Raw genomic sequence first — 19,373 nt, forward strand, 5'->3', positions numbered from 1 at the left:
TAGATTGAGTCCCACAAGTACAACAAATGATAAAATACAAAAAATAGATATTGATTTATGCGACGCAACTGGAAAAATATGTGTTAAAATCAAAAGCTTTTCTTCTAGAGTTCTTGAAGAAAAACATATGAAAAATGAACTAAATTCAGAAATAACCTCTGAAAACGATAGTAATAACCTGCTTGTTTTAAAAACCATATGGGAGCCATTTACCCCAGATGAGGGGAAAGAAATTATTTCGTCTGATAGTCAAGTTGTGATTATTGGGGGTGAAATATCAGAAAAAGAGACTATCAAAGGGGAGTATCCTAATGCCATTTTATTGGACGATGAGCTATTCAACACTTCAAAAGGCATTGTTAAGATTCTAGAAGATATAAATGGTATAGATCAAATCTTTTGGTTGGTTTCACACATACCATTAAATACATTAACAGATGAATCATTATTGATAGAACAAAACCGAGGAATATTCCAATGCTTCCGTATTATAAAAGCTCTTGTTGAGATAGGCTACGATAAAATGGAACTTACTTGGACCATTATTACACGGCAAACCCAACCAATTAATAAAAAAGACCATGTTTCTCCCACTCACGCAAGTCTGCATGGCTTTATGGGCTCCGCTTCAAAAGAATATTCAAATTGGAATATAAGATTAATTGATCTTGACGGTAGCACAAACTTTCCGATTTCACAAATTAAAACACTTCCTAAAAATTCAGATGACAATATTATAGTTTACCGTACGGAGCAATGGTTTCGTCAGCAACAGGTTCCTGTTCGAATTTCACACCTACAACGAATAGAATTCAAAATGGATGGAGTTTATGTAATCATTGGAGGAGCAGGTGGTATCGGAGAAGTATGGAGCAAATACATGATCCAAAATTATAATGCCAAAATAGTTTGGATTGGACGTCGTAGTGAGAATAGTGAAATACAAACTAAAATAAATGATTTAAGCAAGATAGGCCCTAAACCTCTTTATATAAAAGCTGATGCAACAAACTTGGAAGCGCTTAAAAAAGCTTATGAAATAATCAAAAAAAAATATAATAAAATAAACGGTATTGTTCATTCTGCTATCGTTCTATCAGATAGAAGCATATCAACAATGAAGGAAAGTGAACTAACATCAGTTCTGTCTTCCAAAGTAGACACATGTGTCCGCCTCTCTCAGGTTTTTCATAAAGAAGAGTTAGATTTTGTATTATTTTTCTCATCAATGAACTCTTTCACTAAATCTGCTGGTCAAAGTAATTACGTTGCTGGATGTGTATTTGAAGATGCTTTTGCTCATCAACTTGCCTTAGAATGGAAATGTAAGGTAAAAGTAATGAACTGGGGTTATTGGGGGAGTGTAGGTATAGTTTCTTCTGAAATCTACCGAGATCGCATGAAAAAATTCGGAATTGACTCTATTGAGGCTCCCGAAGGAATGGAGGCTCTTGAATCCTTACTCAATGGCCCTTTTGATCAAATCTCATTAATGAAAACAACTAAGGCTGTAGTCATAAACTAAAAATTTTAATATGAACATAAATACAAATGAATTAATAGAAATTTACCCTGAGAACGGCTCTTTAGATTTTGCTAGCCTAGCTGAGTCTATCAAGTTAAACATACCTCTATCTAATTTCAGAAAACCTGAACTAGATAAGAAAAACAGAGAAATGGACAAGCTTTTATGTCAATTGCTTTTATGCCAGCTTCAATCCATTGGTATGAAAAAGATTAGAAAATCATCTATAAATGATCTTGCAAAGGAATTAGGGATAATTGAGTCATATCAAGAATGGTTTAAGGAAAGTATTAGAGCCTTAATTCAAAACTTAACACAAGAGTTTAGCGAATCCGAACTATTCCATACTCCTATAAAACTAAATTTAGATATCATATGGGAAGAATGGAATTTTGAAAAAAATAAATGGAATCAAAGTACCGATACAAAAGCGCAAATTACACTTATAGAAACAACCTTAAAATCGCTCCCAAATATTCTTCTGGGAAAAAAGAAAGCTACTGATATAATATTTCCGAATTCCTCAATGGAATTGGTAGAGGGGATATATAAAGATAATAACACAGTAGATTTTTTTAATGAAATTGTAAGCCTTTCTATATTAAACTCAATCAAAGAATTACTTAAAAAAGACCCCAAAGCAGAAATCAGAATAATAGAAATTGGAGCAGGAACTGGTGGTACCAGTACCAAAGTTTTTAAAATGCTCAACGAGCATTCTATAAATATAAAGGAATATTGTTATACTGACATATCTCAAGCGTTTCTTATCCATGCAAAAAAAGAGTTTGCTCCCCAAAACTCTTCACTCTCGTATAAGATTTTTAATGTAGAGCAATCCCCTACTCAGCAAAACATCGAAATAGGACAATATGATATTGCTATCGCTACCAACGTTTTGCATGCAACGAAAAATATTAAACAAGCAATACGCAATACCAAGGCATGCCTTAAAAACAATGGTATACTTATTTTGAATGAAATAAGTGAAAAGTCATTATTTACCCATTTGACGTTTGGACTTTTAGAGGGATGGTGGATGTACGAAGATCCAACCATTAGAATCCCTGGGTGTCCTGGTTTGTACTCCAAAACATGGCAGCAGGTTTTAGAGGAAGAAGGTTTTAAATCTGTTTTTTTTCCTGTGAACGAAATGCATTTTTTGGGACAACAGGTCATCCTTAGCCAAAGTGATGGTATAGTAAGACAGAAAACGCTTCCTAAAGATATAAACAAGGTTAAAAAAACACTCGATAAAGGATTGACCAAGGAGGTGTTTCATAAACCAACATTAGGAGAAAAATCCATATTAAACTTGAGTACTCTGAAAGAGAAAAGCAAAGAATATTTTAAGAAGCTAATTGGTGATGGTCTCAAAATTCCTCACCATAGAATAGATGCATCGGAGGATTTGGAAAAATATGGAATAGATTCCATCATAGTGGTGCAGTTTGCAGATGAACTTAATAAATTTTTTGAGGATGTTAACAGTTCAATATTCTTTGAATACCCAACAATTAATGATCTGGTCGAATTCTTCGTAAAAAAAGATCGTATGGCACTAGAAAACCTATTAGGTATTGCCCCCATCCCACCAATAAAAATGGATAACGACAAAAATACTTCTAATAATAAACCCGTTGTTCAGAAAATAACATCGAAAAGATTTTACGACACAACGAAAATACAAGGAGAAAGAGTAAGTTCTAAATCTTCTGACATTGCTATTATCGGAATGACGGGGCGTTATCCAAAAGCCAAAAATCTTGATGAATTTTGGGAGAATTTGGCACAAGGAAAAGATTGTATTACAGAAATTCCCGCAGAAAGATGGGATCATAAGAGTTACTACGATAAAGACAAGAATGTACAAGACAAAACCTATAGTATATGGGGAGGGTTTCTCGAAGATGTAGAAAAATTTGACCCTTTATTCTTTAACATTTCGCCCAGAGAAGCTGAATTACTGGATCCCCAGGAGCGCTTATTCCTAGAAAATGTATGGGATCTTTTTGAAAATTCAGGTTATACGAGAACTAAACTTCAGTCACAATATGAATCTCAGGTTGGTGTTTTTGTTGGTACAATGTATCAACATTATCGAAATTTTGGAGTCGGAAAAATACAAGAACCTGTACTTTCATTAGCCTCTTATGGGTCAATTGCCAACCGTACTTCCTATTTTTTTGACTTACAAGGGCCTAGTATAGCTATAGATACTATGTGTTCTTCTTCGCTTATAGCCTTGCATATGGCATGTGAGAGCCTTTTAAAAGAAGAATGTAAAATAGCTATTGCGGGAGGTGTAAATCTTTCTATTCATCCTTATAAATATATAGGTCTGAGCAGACTTCAGGTAATTGGCAGTCACAAAAACTGTAGAAGTTTTTCGGATTCCGACGGTTATCTTCCGGCCGAAGCTATAGGGTCTGTCCTGCTAAAACCTCTTTCTGAAGCAATAAAAGATAAGGATGAAATCATGGCAGTAATTAAATCTTCGGCAATTAACCATGATGGTAAATCAAATGGATTCTCTGCCCCTAACCCTAATGCTCAAGTGAGACTAGTAAAGGAGAATTTCAATAAATCTAGGATTAACCCTAATACCATTGGTTATATTGAAGCCGCAGCCAATGGCTCTCCTCTAGGAGATGCTATTGAGTTTAATGCGTTAAAAAGAGTTTTTACAGATACGGAAAGGGGGCAACCATATCCAATAGGATCCGTAAAGTCTAATATAGGGCATGCAGAAGCAGCTTCCGGAATTTCTCAACTGACTAAAGTGATTTTGCAGTTAAAACATAAAAAATTAGTTCCATCCATAAAATCAAAGCCATTAAATCCCCAATTAAACCTAAAAGGAACTCCTTTTCAAATACAAGAAGAACTAACAGATTGGAAACAAATGGTTAGAAAAAAAGATGGAAAAACATATAAACTTCCCAGGAGAGCAACGGTAAGTTCCTTTGGTATAGGAGGATCCAATGCACATGTTATTTTAGAAGAATATGAAAATCCAGTTCTTGTAGAAAATTCAAACTATAATTCAAAAGAAATACTTCTATTAATTGTATTCTCTGCAAAAACTAAAGATCAACGAAAAGAAGTTGCAAAGCAACTATTGGAATTTGTCGAAAAAAAGAAAAAATTGTCACTTTTACAATTTGCTTATACGCTTCAAGTAGGAAAAGAGTCAATGGAGCATCGCTGCGCAATGATAATTGCTAATCGAAATCAGCTTATTGATGGATTGAAGACCGTTATAAAATCTAAACACGAGGAAGATTTAATCAAATCTTCTATTCAAATTTATTTAGGAAGTCCAATGGAATCCGTGAACCTCAACAATCTTCTCTCGGGAAGTTTAGGAGAAACTATAGCCAAAGTATTATTGGCAGAAAATAATTTAGAAAAGCTGGCATCTTACTGGGTACAGGGAGGAAAAATTTCTTGGAAATCGCTGTACAAAGACAGAGATATTCAACTGATAAACCTACCCACCTATCCTTTTCTTAGAAAACGTTACTGGATTGAAAATGAACTCCCACCTCCTATTTTTAACGATATAAAGACATCGAAATCTGAAGGTAAAATAGATAATAAAAAGCCTAATTCAAAAATCAATACTATTCGCAATATCGTAGCTAACATGGTTGGGGTTTTACCTAGCGAAGTAGACATGAATTTGCCTTTGGCAAATTATGGATTTGACTCTTTGATTAGTACGAATCTAGTTTCCAAACTTCAAAAAGAAGTTGAACCCACTATAGAAATTAATGATCTTCAAAAATGGGTAACAACTCAAGACATTATTAATAGTTTGGCTAAAGATGATTATATCGATCATAAAGAAGAAGAAACCGTATCGATTCAATCAGCGTTAAAATTGTTTCCAGAGCTAATACACTTAAATGATAAAACTGAAGGGAAACCAATATTTTGGTTTCATCCAGCTTTGGGAGGAGTGAGTATATATAATAAAATAGCTGAAAAATCAGAACGTCCTTTTTTTGGTATTCAGGCAAAAGGTTGGGGAAATGACAGGCTTCCTCTGCGTGGGATGCAAAACATGGCTGCATATTATATCAAGATAATGATGACAATACAACCTGAAGGACCTTATGATCTAGGTGGATATTCTATGGGAGGTGTGTTAGCCTATGAAGTTACTACCCAATTGCAGCTTCTTGGTAAGAAAGTTGGATCGATTGTTATGCTCGATTCACTTTATTTACAAGGGCTCAAAAGATTACAAACAGATATGAGAACGGTAATATTAAGAACTATAAACCTTGCATTATTAAAAACTATCATCGATCAGCCAGAAAAATTTTCTAAACTATTGATCCACAGAAGTGAAGTTGAAACCATTAAGGACGAAGAATCCTTTTTAGATGAATTAGTTTCAATAGCAAAAAAGCGAGGGATGAAAAACACAAAATCTCAGATTAAATTAATAATAAAACATAACAGTAAAGTTCAATTGGCTTTTGAAGTTGATAAACACGAGGTAAGGCCTTTACCAGACCCAAAAAGTCTGACTTGTTATTACTTCCGTAATAAGAATGGTTTATTTTATGGTGAATTGGAACCATATTGCAGTATTGAAAAACCTAGCTTTTCAATAGATCATACAACATATTGGAAAGAATGGGAAAAACAGATTCCTAATACTCATATCATGGATGTAGATTCTTCATGCCATATGACCATGTTCTCTGAAAAAAAGGTATATCAAACGATTTTTAGATTTTGTAAAAAACTATATTCTAAGGAGGGAATGAACAAAAGGTATTTAAGAACTTTTAAGAATGATATTATAAAAAAACATGGTTACAAGAATCCAGTGATTGATGAGGTAAATATAGTTACACCAAAATAAATGCTTTCTATGAATAAAAAAATTGTTTTCATGTTTTCTGGACAAGGTTCTCAATATTATCATATGGGAAAGGAACTCTTCTCTAAAAATGTATGTTTCAAAAATTGGATGACCAAACTAGACGATTCACATAAACGACTTTCTGGTCAATCCATATTGGATGTTATTTATGATCAAAAAAAAACTAAAAAACATGAATTTTCAAAAACCATTCATACTCATCCCTCCATTTTCATGGTGGGTTACTCACTTGCAAAAACCCTAATAGATATAGGTATAAGACCAGACCATGTAATTGGAGCAAGTCTTGGAGAGTTTATATCAGCTGCCTTGTCCGAAGTAATAACTCCAGAAAAAGCATTAGAACTTATATTCTATCAAGCTGATTGTATTGAAAGTACGTGTGATTACGGAAATATGATTGCTATCATGGGCACAACAGAGGTTTTTAGAAAAATTCTCCATATTGATTCCACAGCCAATATAGTTTCTATGTACAGTGAAAAGCATTTTGTTATTTCATGCTCAAGGAATCAATCAAACTCGATTAAAAGGTTACTTAGGAGAGAAAATTTTTTTTTTATTGAATTACCAGTATCTCATGGCTTTCACTCAGAAAATATAGATCCAGCTTTTACTTCTTTTTCCTCATTTTTGAGCCCAATATATTGTAAAAAACCAAATGTTTCAGTCGTTTCATCTTTGTTCGGCGAGAAACTCGATAAGGAAATTAAGCCTAAATATTTCTGGGACATTATAAGAAAGCCTATTTTATTTATAGAGGCAATTAAATTCATTGAGAATGATCAGAATTATAACTACACATACATTGACTTAGGTGCCTCGGGTGCTCTTTCAAATATAATAAAGAATAGAAATACTAATAGAAAATCAGCGGTATTTAATATTATGAATCAGTTCAGTAATGAAGTGAATAACATTGATAAAATAAAACATAACATTCGTATGAAAACAAAAAAAAACCAAAACAAAGAGTTAGCATATCTTTTTCCAGGACAAGGGTCGCAGAAAAAAGGAATGGGACAAGAATTATTTAATGACTTCAAAGCAGCTTTTGACATGGCTAGTGAAATTTTAGGGTATTCTCTAGAGAATTTATGTATAAATAATCCCGAAAACAATCTTAATAAAACTCAATTTACTCAGCCTGCTTTATATGTAATCAATTGTTTAAGCTATTTAAAACTTATCCAAGAAAATAATCAGAAACCTGATTTTGTGGCTGGTCATAGCCTTGGGGAGTACTGTGCTCTGTTTGCATCGGATACAATAGATTTTGAGACGGGGTTAAAATTAGTAAAAAAGCGAGGTGAGCTTATGGCTAAAGCAAAAGAAGGAGGAATGGCAGCAGTAATTGGGTTAAATGAAAGCAGAGTCAATGAAATCATTGAGCTCGAAGGTCTTAAATTTATCGATATTGCAAATCTTAATTCTCCTCAACAGATTGTAATTTCAGGGCCTAAAAATGATATAGTAAATGCTCAGCCCTTTTTTGAGAAAGCTGGATGCGACCTCTATTTAACACTAAATGTTAGCGGAGCATTTCATTCAAGACTTATGGAAAATTCAAAAATCGAATTTGAAAATTATCTAAATAATTTTTCCTTTAATAAACCTAAAATTCCAATTATTTCAAACGTTACAGCTCGACCTTATCCAACTCTTGAATTGAAGAAACTATTAGCTGACCAAATTACTAGTCCTGTAAAATGGACCGAATCAATATGTTACTTAATGGGAAAGGGTGTAACAGAATTCAAAGAAGTTGGCCCAGGAGATGTTTTACAGAAATTATTAGCTAAAATCAAGACAGAAGCGAAACCATTGATTTTAGAAAATCAGGAAGTCATTGATCGCAAAAATGAAGAAAATACAGTTATAAAAGAAGAATTTCAGAACTTGGAAAAAACAATCCACAATACAATAGATTATGAAAATCATAAAAACTCAAGCAAATTAATAGATCCAGCTCTTCAGAGTAGTGTATTTAGTATTACAGGAACAGATCTTGGATCAATAGAATTTAGAAAAGATTACAATCTAAAGTATGCCTATATATCAGGAGCTATGGTTCATGGAATCGCATCGAAAGAACTGGTTGTTAAAATGGGGAAAGCCGGGTTGATGGGGTTTTATGGAACAGGAGGACTAAATCTAAATGAGGTGGAAAACGCTATTATATATATTCAAGATCAGCTAAAAAATGGTGAATCATACGGATTTAATCTCCTTAATGGGTCAAAAGAGGAAGGTCTTGTTGACCTGTTTCTAAAGTACAAAGTTCCTCTAATTGAAGCATCAGCTTATATGGAAATTAGTTCTGCGATTGTTAGATACAAATTAAAAGGCTTGTCACAAAATAAAGATGGTAGTATAGAGAAAGGGAATCGTATAATTGCTAAAATTTCAAGACCAGAAGTTGCATCCTTATTTCTTAGTCCAGCCCCAGAAAGAATAGTTCAAAAGTTACTTAGCGAAAAACTAATTTCCGAACACCAAGCTGATTTAGCAAAATTTATTCCTCTAGCTGACGAGTTAACGGTAGAGGCTGACTCAGGAGGTCATACAGATCAAGGTATACTATCTACATTAATGCCCGCAATTATTAAAGAACGGGATTTACATATTAAAGAATACGATTACAAAAATAATATAAGGATTGGAGCTGCTGGAGGAATTGGAACACCAGAAGCAGCTGTATCAGCATTTATTTTGGGAGCGGATTACATCCTTACTGGATCAATTAATCAATGTACTGTAGAGTCTGGAGCCAATGAAAAAGTAAAGCAAGTGCTTCAAGATATTAATGTACAAGATACTGGCTACGCCCCAGCTGGGGATATGTTCGAAATGGGTGCAAAAATTCAAGTATTGAAAAAAGGAGTCTTTTTTTCGGCAAGAGCCAACAAACTTTACGATTTATATAGACACTATAATTCAATTGACGAAATCGATGAAAAGACAAGGAAACGATTAGAGGCTCGGTATTTCAAACGTAGTTTTGATGAAATATATAAAGAGGTAAAAAAATATTATACCCCAGAAGAAATTAGCCGTGCCGAAAAGAATCCAAAACAGAAAATGGCATATATTTTTAGATGGTATTTTGGATATTCTAATGAATTAGCTCTAAAAGGACAAGTTGACCAAAAAGTTGACTTTCAGGTTCATTGTGGACCAGCTCTTGGTGCGTTTAATCAATGGGTAAAAGGAACATCTCTTGAGAATTGGAGGAATAGGCATGTAGATGAAATCGCAGAAAAAATAATGAGCAGTTCAGCTGAATTACTAAATAACCGAATAAAATCTTTTTACAAAAATTGAAGTAATTATTCAATGAACACCCCAAAATAGAGCCCCGAAGTAACAAGCGGAAAGAATTTATTTTTAAAAGGTTTTCAATTAAAAGAGCGAGATTCTCGAAGAATTCTATCGATTAAAGCTTGAAAAAAGGTTCTTTAGTTTAAGATTTTTTTCGAAAATAATATCTATTAGCTTAGTGGTAAATATTCTCGGTTCGACTCTTTTCATAAAATCGAAAATATGATCTATGTCTACTATACCAAAGTTGTCAAAGAGCTTCCTATTCAAACTTATAAGCAACTTCTCAACAAAATTCCAAAAAAGCTACAAGAAAGAAATTTAAGATTTATGAGATGGCAGGATCGACATACTAACTTATTTGGTAAAATCCTATTAATTGAAGCATTATTAAAAATGGGGATACAGCACCGCAGCTTAGAAAACTTGTACTATAATCAGTATGGGAGACCTTTTATAGATACTAATCTTGATTTTAACATTTCACACTCACACGATATGGTCGTTTGTGCTATAGGCAGAAATATTCGACTTGGAATTGATATTGAGAAAATTAGGTTTATTGATTTCGAAAATTTTCAATCTGCCTTTTCTGAAGATCAATTAAATCAAATAAAAAAATCCAACGATCCTAAACAAAAGTTTTTTCTATATTGGACAATCAAAGAAAGCGTAGTGAAAGCTGACGGCAGAGGATTTCATGCACCTTTAAAGGAAATTCAAGTGACAAATAACACAGCAACAATAGATAATAACTTTTGGAACCTTGAAATATTACAAATTAATAAAGAATATAGCGTATGCTTGGCTTCGGATTCTAAACCAAACTCAATCAAATTGATTAACTTAAATTTTTAGAATATACGAATAACAACGATTAGGAAAGTGGAATAATTGATTCTACTTATATAAATAAAAAAATTGATTATAGTTTTATGAACCATTTGATAATAATCTTTTTGAAATGAAAGCTAAGATTAAGGTATTTAAGGTTGGTCAAAGTATTTTTAAGAATCAATGCTATTTAATATATAAAAACTATCAAGGGATCATTATAGATCCTGCTTGGACTATGATCTTATAAATAATTTTTTGAATGAAAATAATATTATTTTAAAAGCAGTTTTGATTACTCATTCACATTCTGATCACACGGACTTAGCGGAGAGATTTGCTGAATCAAGGGATGTATCAATTTTTATGTCTAGTACAGAAATTGATACTTACAAAATTATTTTGATGAATTTAAAGAGAGTAGAACATCAAAAAAAAATAGTTTTAGGTGATTTTGTCGTAACGCCATTGATTACACCTGGTCATACAATGGGAAGCACATGTTATTTAATTGAAAATAATTTATTCTCTGGAGATACGGCTTTTATAGAAGGTGTAGGTATTTGTCATCCAAACGACACTGAAAAGTTATACCTCTCTATTCAATTTTTAAAATTAAAATTGGCAGAAACTACTATGTTTTGGCCTGGTCATTCTTTTGGAAAATCTCCAGGTAAAGAACTAAGTTATCTTTTGAGAAATAATGTTTATTTCCAGCTTGAGAAAAAAAATATTTTGTTGAATTCAGAAATAGGAAAATAAGCCTGATCCTTTTGATTTCCAATAAATAAAAGAATAACGAAGAATTAAAAGTTAACAACTTTCTCTAAAGCTAATCTTTAGCTAATCCACCACCTCCATCACTCAGAGTAAAAAATGTGTATAACTCTTACAATACACTCTCAAAAAAATGAAGAGGAATCATTGCCACAATATTTTGTTGCAATGATTCAATTCTTACAATAATTTTTTTAACATTACCTGTTTTAATGACTTCACATTCTAGCCCACTTAATGGTCCATAAATTATCTTTTTAATCTCACCAACTTTTGGAAGTTCTATATTCATTCTTATATCTGTAATATCTTTATCTCCAATTAAAAATTTGATTTGAGTAATTTCTTTTTCTGTCACTCTTGCATAATCATTTCCAAAGCTAATATAAGCACAAGCACCGTTAATAGATAATGCTTTATAAAACTCCAATGACGAATTAATCTTTACAAATACATAAGATGGAAATAACGGTTTTAAAATAGTTTTCTTTCGATCACTCCACTGTCGAATTATTTTTGTCTGAGGTAAAAAAACTTCTAGAGAAATCTCTTTTAAAGATTCATAAACTTTTTTCTCCCAACGGGATTTGACATATAGTACATGCCAACCAATATTAAAATTCATAAAATTAATATATAATTAAAAAAAGAAGTATAGCTTCACTATCCTCTGTTACATGAAATTAATTCCCAATAAAATGATCGTCTGTAATCAAATTAAACAAACAAAAACAATTTATTAATGGTCAAATGTATCTTGAAAAAATTAACCTTTAAGGATTAAAACTTATCCTAAAAGGATTTTACACCAAAATATTTTTATTTCTTTTCAGATTAATAATTTCCAACCAAGTAATGTATTATGTATCATTCTGGTGATGGTAGTTCTTAGAATTGGACTTTGGGCGACTGCCCAGCCTCCCATTCTGGTTCTACTCCAAGCATAAGCTTGCCCTTCTTCTATGCCTAAGCGAATTAGGTTTTTACGTTTCCGCTCTAGTTTTTTTTGTCCTATAAATTGGATTCGGGTGCCAAAGACAAGCCCTCTATAGTACTTTGTCGTTTCGCTTTCTTCTCAAATAAAAAAACTGCCACAAAATTATTTATGACAGCCTTTTTACATGATGTAACCTTCAGTATTGAAACTACAAACAACAGTTAGCCTAATTTTATAAGACTAAAATTTAACAAAATTAAATAACGCTTTTTAATTATTACTAAAAAAATCACTCTTATGATGCATTCTTTTTATCCGTATTTAAGACACTTTGTAACTCGCTAATGTCTTTACCTATTTTATCTTCCATTACTCTAGCATAAATCTGTGTGGTAGAAAGTTTGGTGTGACCTAATAATTTTGATACGGTTTCTATAGGCACGCCATTGGATAAAGTTACCGTAGTTGCAAAAGTATGACGGCTACATGGCAACTTAGGTTCTTTTTTATTTTACACAGTTTTGCCACTTCTTTTATATAAATGTTCATTTTCTGATTGCTGCATACTGGTAACAGTCTATTACTATTGTCGTACTCCTTATACGTTTTCAAGATATTTAATGCTTTATCCAGCAATGGCACTTTTACAGGTTCGGTACTTTTTTGTCTGTAAAACGAAATCCATTTTTTACCGTCTATGCCGTAAACGATACTCTCTTTTGTTAGTAGCCTGATATCGATATAGGACAGTCCTGTATAGCACCCAAAAACAAAAACATTTCTAACATAGATGTGTTTCTCTTTTTGTAATTCTATGTTTTCTAATTGTTGTAATTCTATAGCAGATAAAAATGGACGATCATATTTATTAAACTTTACATCGTAATGCAAAAAGGGGTTTTTACTTATCCACTCTAACTTTACGGCTAAGTTCATTAGTTTGTTAAGTCGTTCAATATGTTTCATTATACCGTTATTGGTTAATGGTTGTTTGCTTAGGTTGTTTTCTTTGTTTCTTAGGTATTGCTCAAAGTTCACAATAAAACTATAGCTCATTTGCTCTAAATAAACGTCTTTGGTTTTCAATTTGGTTGTTAAAAAGGCTTTTAGATACTTTGTAGTGGTCTTATAGTTTTTTAAAGTGCCGTTCGTTAAAACGCCCTCCATTTTGTTTTTATGGTATCCTACTAAACTAAAAAGCGTTTCTTGGTTATTATCTGTCCCTAGGTATCTTGCCTTTACAACTTGAGCGGTTATAAACTTGCCTTCTTTGCATAGTTCTTTATATGATGCTGTAATATCCGCGTAGGCATTGTCCAGCTCATCGTTGAGAGTTCTTGCATGGGCTGTTCTGCCTTTTGCACGGCTCATTTTACCGTCCCAATCCTTTATAGGATAAAGTCTATTTAAACTAAATTCTGTGCGCTCACCATTTACTGTAACTCTGGCATAAATGGATGCTTGGTCGTTTTTTCTCTTTCCTATTACTTGTCGAAAAAGAATCTTAAATGTGGAAGTTTTCATTTTTCCTTCGTTTTAAGTTAATAAATCCTTGAAACGAAAGTTAAATCACGTTGAAAGCTCTGCTCTCTATAATAAATATACGAAAAAAAGAAAGAAGATTAGGTCCCGAATAAGTCCCTTTTTACTTGTTAATAAAACTAACTAAATGATATCAATAAAAATTAAATTACTAAAAATCATTTAGTTAAATATTGTTTGATATCAAATGACATCGGTGTTGTCGGGGTGGCAGGCTTAACCCACACTTTATACCGCACTGTTATTCAGCATTTTATTTCATTTTTTCAAAATGTACACACCTAATTGTACACTAAAACCATAAAAAGAACTTTGAACATATAATTTGCTCTTCTTTGATATCATAAAGGTACAAATTATATCAATACTTATTAATTTTATTCTGCATAAGAATAAAAGTACTATATCATCAGATTTTATTGTATGCAGTTTCATATTCCTGATTATTAGTATCTGCAATTACCTTATTCAATTGGAGTTCAAAAAAAGAGAGCTCTTTAAAGGAAAAATTTTAGACTTTAAATAATAGCTTAGAGCTAAACTATTTATTTCTCTACAAATATCATCTTATGAATTCAAATGAAATGATTTTGACCGAGGGGTATAATTATTTAAAGAGCATAATTATTCACAAAATACTCGATATATCTGGGAAGCTGTGTTCCCAAATAATAGGGCAAATTCATTAATAAAAAAGGCGTTCCATCTATTGTAGTTGAATTTTGAACTTTAAATTCTCCTGCATACATTCTGATAGCATACGCATGGTCTGTTCTATCCATAAACTGATGCAGAGATTTTAAAGTTCCCGTTGCACCAGACTTAATTTCAATAGGAATGATTTTATCGCCATAGTGATACACCAAATCTACTTCCGATGAAGACTGCTTTTTTTCACGAATCCAAAAATTAGGCTTGGTATTAGTTATCGTGTTTAACGATATGACCTCTTGAGCTATTAAATGCGGTATTATTGCTCTCTTAAAAGCATTGCTCAAATCTTCCATGCCTAACATCCCCGCTTGTATTTCCAAAGTATAGTTTACTAAGCCAGTATCCAAAAATTGTAACCTTGGCGATTTTTTGATATCGGGTTTGATAGGAGGTTCGATATCTGTGGTAGGATAAATGAGTTGTATGATTTTGGCGGCATCGAGGTTACGCATGGCCTCGCCTACTTCTCTCGATTTATAATTGGAATTTCCGAAGTTTTGGAATTTGATTCGCTGATCCACATAGAGGTGGGCAGTATCCATAATATGTTTGATGACCCTTCTTTCACTTGTGCCCGAAGCGTACTTTTCTACATCGTTTTTATAAGTGCCCCAAATACTTTCATAAACCTTGGGCAGCTCGGCCAAATTATTATATTCAATATCCATTTTTACAATTTCTGGCATACCTCCCACTATGGCATATCTATGAAACAGATCTAACAAGGTTTTATGAGCTACTGGTTTTAGAGGAATGGTATTCAATTGCTCTAAAGCAGCGGTATGTTGAATGGCTTCCAAATACTCTTGAAAATTCAAAGGATAGAGATATAAGTATTCAATGCGACCTACAGGAAAACTTTCCACATCTTTCATAGTAAATTCCAACAATGAACCTGCTGCTATGACATTCAAATCGGAAACCTCTTCAAAAAAATACCGTAGTGATTGAATGGCTTTGGGAAGTTCTTGTATTTCGTCAATAAAGAGTAAAGTACTCCTTTGTTCCTTCGGACTAATATTATTGGATAGAAATAAGGCCTCTACTAGTGTTTCGACATCATCATAAGTTTCAAAAATTGTTGCATCAGCCAATTTTTCCAAATTCAAAAAAATATGATGCTTATAGCCTTTCGCAAATTCTTTTACTAAAGTCGTTTTTCCGACCTGTCTTGCCCCTCTTAAAATGAGTGGCTTCCTATTATTACTAGCCTTCCAGCTCTCTAAGCTCTTAAGTGCATGCCTTCTGAAATTCATATCTTAAAATTATTTGTAACAAAGTAAGGGTGAATTATTTATTTTTATGTAACAAAGTCAAGGTAAATTTAAATATTATTATGTATAACAAAGGATTAAAACAATCTATACCATCTCAAAAAAAAGTGTAGTTCAAAGCTTAAACAGGTAGGAACTATTGGTTTCTTGGGATTTCAGGAAATTGGTTTTAGGCCCACAGTGTTCATTATCTGTTGTAAATAGAGAGCACCAAATCTTCAGCGTTTTACCTGAATTCTGAACAATTAAGTTTTCAAGAATTAAAACCATTTAATCCAAATGCAAAATAAAAAGTGCAGATATGTACTGAAACTGGGATAAAAGAGTGCAGTGTTGGAATGTCGGAAAACTAAAAAAATGTAGAGTGGTTTTAACCGATTTCCAATAGCATATACTTTTGGGCGTTTTTTTGCTTAAAAAGCTCCTGATTCTAGTAAAATCAGAATATATTTTGCTAAAAAAAGGATGAAGGATATGAAAAAAGAGCGATTTACAACCTTTAAAATACAAGGAGCCCATTGCAAACAAGTTCAGAAAATCCTGCAAGGAAATTTCTAAATCACATTCTATGAGATGACCTTACGTGATATAGCCGATTTTTTTGAGATTCACCAATTGTCTCCATTGGATTTTATTGATGGAAGTCTCAACGCGGTAGAGATTTGAATTAAAAGAAGAACCACCAAAACCAGCTTATCAAAAATCCCCTATAGTTTCAAATTAGTCCCTCATTTAAGAGAGTTCATCACTTTTTTTTTAAAGTGCTGAACTATGCTTTAAGTTAACACCTAATATCACAATTCTATAATATTATAGAAGAAGAAAAAGAACAACAACAAAACAATGAAAAACACTATACTAGTAGCATGTCTGTTATTTGCTACCCTTTTAATTCATTCACAAGAAAATATTCCAGCATCAGGAGGATTATCCACAGGAAGTGGGGGTGCATCCAGTTATTCTGTTGGTCAAATTGTGTATACTACCAATACAGGTAGTAGTGGTGCCGTTTCCCAAGGCGTTCAGCAAGCTATCGAACGCTTTAGCTTAAGTAATCCAGAAGTTACAACTGTAAACTTATCAGTAGTTACCTATCCTAATCCTACAACAGATTATGTTGTGTTAGGGATAAGCGATGCTAATATTACAGATTTAAGTTATGTCCTTTATGATTTACAGGGTAGAGCAGTTACAAAAGACGTAACAACACAAACCAATACCCAAATAGGTATGCAAAACTTGGCATCAGGCACCTATGTGCTTAAAGTAAACCAAAACAGCCAAGAACTAAAAACATTTAAAATTATTAAGAAATAAAGACTATGAAAAAACTATACACGATAATAGCAGCAATATTACTAACAGCGACCACCTTTGCACAGGCACCAGAAAAAATGAGCTACCAAGCCGTAGTAAGAGACAGCGGTGATGCCTTAGTAGCAAACCAAGTAGTAGGGATGCAAATAAGCATTTTACAAACTACAGCGACAGGAACAGCTGTTTATGGAGAAACCCATACACCAACCACTAATGCCAACGGGTTAGTAACATTGGAAATAGGAACAGGTACTGTTTCAATTGGCGATTTTACTACCATAGATTGGTCTTCTGGCCCTTACTTTATAAAAACAGAAACCGACCCAGCAGGAGGAACAAATTATAGCATTACAGGTACTAGCCAGTTATTAAGTGTGCCTTATGCCCTACATGCAAAAACGGCAAGTAGTGCAACAGAAACCCAAACTTTGGCAGATGTTGTGGCATTGGGAAATTCGGCAAATAATAACCAATTAAAGAATGTAACAGACCCTAGTGATGCGCAAGATGCAGCAACAAAGGCGTATGTAGATGGATTAGATACCGATGATGCAGATTCCGACCCATTGAATGAGATACAAAATATAGAAGAAGTACTAGCCGATGGAAACGATGCAAACGGAGCCGTTATTACAGGTTTAGGAACACCAACCGTAGAGAGTGATGCAGCAACAAAGGCGTATATAGATTTATTACAAGAGCAAATAGAAGCTTTAAATACTAGAATTGCAGCTTTAGAGCCAGCAGAGATAGGAGACTTTAGAGATGGAGGTGTAGTATTCTGGGTAGATCCCGAAGATAATACGCATGGGTTAGTTTGCGCCATAGAAGACCAAAGTAGTGATGGAATACGATGGTATAATGGTATTTATATGATTACAGGGGCAACAGGTGAAACAATTGGTACAGGTGCAGACAATACAGATACTATTATTGCAGTACAAGGTGAAACAGAATCTGATTACGCAGCAGGTTTGGCAAGAGCCTACACTGGAGGCGGTTTTAACGATTGGTTTTTACCGAGTAAAGAGGAGTTGAATGAAATGTACCTTAATAGAGACACTATAAATGAGACAGCAACCAACAATGAAGGTTCTAATTTTATTGATAGTTCCTACTGGAGTTCTACGGAGGTCAATTCCAATTACGCGTGGTTACAGGGTTTAGTCACTGGTAATCAGCTCAGCAGCATCGGTAAGTACTACCCCTCCCGTGTGCGTGCAGTTCGGGTTTTTTAATAAGAGTGAATATCCTTGTCTAAAAATCATCCAATAATCCATCATAGTGTTCAAATTTATTTCTGAATATCCTACTTTTTAAAACGCTATCAGAATCAATTTTGAGAAATCCCCTCAGTTGTCCCCCCCTTTCTTTATATTTCCATATTGGTCATAGAATTTTAGAAATATTACCTGATGATATTAAAATGGATTGAATACCTGACCAAATAGCAATTTTATCAAAGTTATAAGTGTAGTGTTGGGATGTCGAAAAACTAAAAAAGAAAATTCAGAGCGTGGTTTTAACCGATTTCCAATGGTTTTTAGGAATTTATATCATGTTCCATCTTTTCTTTGGAAAGTTAAAAAAACTATTATTAAGAAATGATTTCAATATTTTTTTGGTAACATCCAAATAATCTTCATTAAAAAAGCACATCGGTTAAAATGTGCTTTTCATGAATCTAAGCTATTTTAATTTGGTGACTAACTCAAATAATTAAATAATTGTGGACTGTTCTAAATTTATATTGACAAATAAACTTTGGTCAAAATTTAAGTCGTACCTTTTATCTGCTTTTGTGTGTTTGCTATATTTGTATTCAGTATTAAATATTATTATTTAAACAAAGAAAATATTGTATAAAAAAATAAACAACAATAAGTGTTTAAATATCTTAATAACGGGATATATGATAATATTCCTGGGATAAAACCTTATTTTTTTGAATGGTTTTTGATGATTCTCTTATATTTCTCAAAATTCTTCTAGGGTAATCTAAAGCTTAAAATAATCCTTTCCGAAACCGCTTTTGACTTCTTTAATTTTTCAAAATCCTAATTATTCCTTTTTCGTCCCACATTTGTCTGGTTTCGTCACATTTTATAGGATAGGTCGTGTTAAGAACTGATTTTTATATAAACCAGTTTATATAAAATGTCCATTGAAAACCAAGTAAAAACGAGATGCCTACTAATAAGTAGATTAATTAGGTGATCTCCTTTGATC

The 19,373-nt window shown here is 33.0% G+C and carries 11 protein-coding genes; 7 read left to right on the forward strand and 4 right to left on the reverse strand.

Going from position 1 to position 19,373, the window contains the following annotated elements; genetic code table 11:
* The 5 genes from Q4Q40_RS21015 to Q4Q40_RS21035 all read left to right on the forward strand — a co-directional run.
* The coding region (locus Q4Q40_RS21015) for an SDR family NAD(P)-dependent oxidoreductase (RefSeq protein ID WP_303304015.1) at window positions 1-1,525 on the forward strand (1,525 nt) is incomplete at its 5' end.
* 10 nt (window positions 1,526-1,535) lie between these two features.
* On the forward strand, window positions 1,536-6,407 hold the full coding sequence (locus Q4Q40_RS21020) for a beta-ketoacyl synthase N-terminal-like domain-containing protein (RefSeq protein ID WP_303304016.1): 4,872 nt from the start codon (window positions 1,536-1,538) through the stop codon (window positions 6,405-6,407).
* A gap of 9 nt (window positions 6,408-6,416) precedes the next feature.
* Complete coding sequence (fabD, locus tag Q4Q40_RS21025; protein WP_303304017.1) at window positions 6,417-9,752, forward strand: ACP S-malonyltransferase; 3,336 nt, start codon at window positions 6,417-6,419, stop codon at window positions 9,750-9,752.
* A 219-nt stretch (window positions 9,753-9,971) separates the two neighbouring features.
* Window positions 9,972-10,607 (forward strand): 4'-phosphopantetheinyl transferase family protein, encoded by a 636-nt coding sequence (locus Q4Q40_RS21030; protein ID WP_303304018.1) that lies wholly within the window; start codon window positions 9,972-9,974, stop codon window positions 10,605-10,607.
* 234 nt (window positions 10,608-10,841) lie between these two features.
* Window positions 10,842-11,345: an MBL fold metallo-hydrolase gene (locus Q4Q40_RS21035; RefSeq protein WP_303304019.1), complete on the forward strand. Its 504-nt coding sequence runs from the start codon at window positions 10,842-10,844 to the stop codon at window positions 11,343-11,345.
* Between the two features lie 127 nt (window positions 11,346-11,472).
* Here the strand turns inward: Q4Q40_RS21035 and Q4Q40_RS21040 are convergent, their stop codons facing one another.
* The 4 genes from Q4Q40_RS21040 to Q4Q40_RS21050 form a co-directional block, all read right to left on the reverse strand.
* Window positions 11,473-11,985 (reverse strand): UpxY family transcription antiterminator, encoded by a 513-nt coding sequence (locus Q4Q40_RS21040; RefSeq protein ID WP_303304021.1) that lies wholly within the window; start codon window positions 11,983-11,985, stop codon window positions 11,473-11,475.
* A gap of 607 nt (window positions 11,986-12,592) precedes the next feature.
* Window positions 12,593-12,790: a tyrosine-type recombinase/integrase gene (locus Q4Q40_RS24130; RefSeq protein ID WP_345027194.1), complete on the reverse strand. Its 198-nt coding sequence runs from the start codon at window positions 12,788-12,790 to the stop codon at window positions 12,593-12,595.
* Window positions 12,754-13,821 carry a site-specific integrase gene (locus Q4Q40_RS21045; protein WP_345027192.1) on the reverse strand — a complete coding sequence of 356 codons (1,068 nt, stop codon included), beginning with the start codon at window positions 13,819-13,821 and terminating at the stop codon, window positions 12,754-12,756. The genes Q4Q40_RS24130 and Q4Q40_RS21045 overlap by 37 nt, the downstream gene beginning before the upstream one ends.
* Window positions 13,822-14,450: 629 nt before the next feature.
* Window positions 14,451-15,809, reverse strand: coding sequence for an ATP-binding protein (locus Q4Q40_RS21050; RefSeq protein ID WP_303304022.1), 1,359 nt, complete (start codon window positions 15,807-15,809; stop codon window positions 14,451-14,453).
* A gap of 861 nt (window positions 15,810-16,670) precedes the next feature.
* Here Q4Q40_RS21050 and Q4Q40_RS21055 point away from each other — a divergent pair.
* Window positions 16,671-17,144 carry a T9SS type A sorting domain-containing protein gene (locus Q4Q40_RS21055; RefSeq protein ID WP_303304023.1) on the forward strand — a complete coding sequence of 158 codons (474 nt, stop codon included), beginning with the start codon at window positions 16,671-16,673 and terminating at the stop codon, window positions 17,142-17,144.
* A gap of 5 nt (window positions 17,145-17,149) precedes the next feature.
* The gene (locus tag Q4Q40_RS21060; RefSeq protein ID WP_303304024.1) at window positions 17,150-18,382 is read left to right on the forward strand and encodes a DUF8740 domain-containing protein; all 1,233 of its coding nucleotides are present in this window, start codon (window positions 17,150-17,152) and stop codon (window positions 18,380-18,382) included.
* The last annotated feature ends 991 nt before the right edge of the window (window positions 18,383-19,373 follow it).

This window comes from Flavivirga jejuensis (genome assembly GCF_030540765.1).
GTDB classification, from domain to species: Bacteria; Bacteroidota; Bacteroidia; order Flavobacteriales; family Flavobacteriaceae; genus Flavivirga; species Flavivirga jejuensis.

Bases quoted from the DNA above. Each gene is read 5' to 3' on its own strand.
- Q4Q40_RS21020 (WP_303304016.1), top strand. From the start codon at position 1,536: ATGAACATAAATACAAATGAATTAATAGAAATTTACCCTGAGAACGGC.
- fabD (WP_303304017.1), top strand. From the start codon at position 6,417: ATGAATAAAAAAATTGTTTTCATGTTTTCTGGACAAGGTTCTCAATAT.
- Q4Q40_RS21030 (WP_303304018.1), top strand. From the start codon at position 9,972: ATGATCTATGTCTACTATACCAAAGTTGTCAAAGAGCTTCCTATTCAA.
- Q4Q40_RS21040 (WP_303304021.1), bottom strand. From the start codon at position 11,985: ATGAATTTTAATATTGGTTGGCATGTACTATATGTCAAATCCCGTTGG.
- Q4Q40_RS21045 (WP_345027192.1), bottom strand. From the start codon at position 13,821: ATGAAAACTTCCACATTTAAGATTCTTTTTCGACAAGTAATAGGAAAG.
- Q4Q40_RS21050 (WP_303304022.1), bottom strand. From the start codon at position 15,809: ATGAATTTCAGAAGGCATGCACTTAAGAGCTTAGAGAGCTGGAAGGCT.
- Q4Q40_RS21055 (WP_303304023.1), top strand. From the start codon at position 16,671: ATGAAAAACACTATACTAGTAGCATGTCTGTTATTTGCTACCCTTTTA.
- Q4Q40_RS21060 (WP_303304024.1), top strand. From the start codon at position 17,150: ATGAAAAAACTATACACGATAATAGCAGCAATATTACTAACAGCGACC.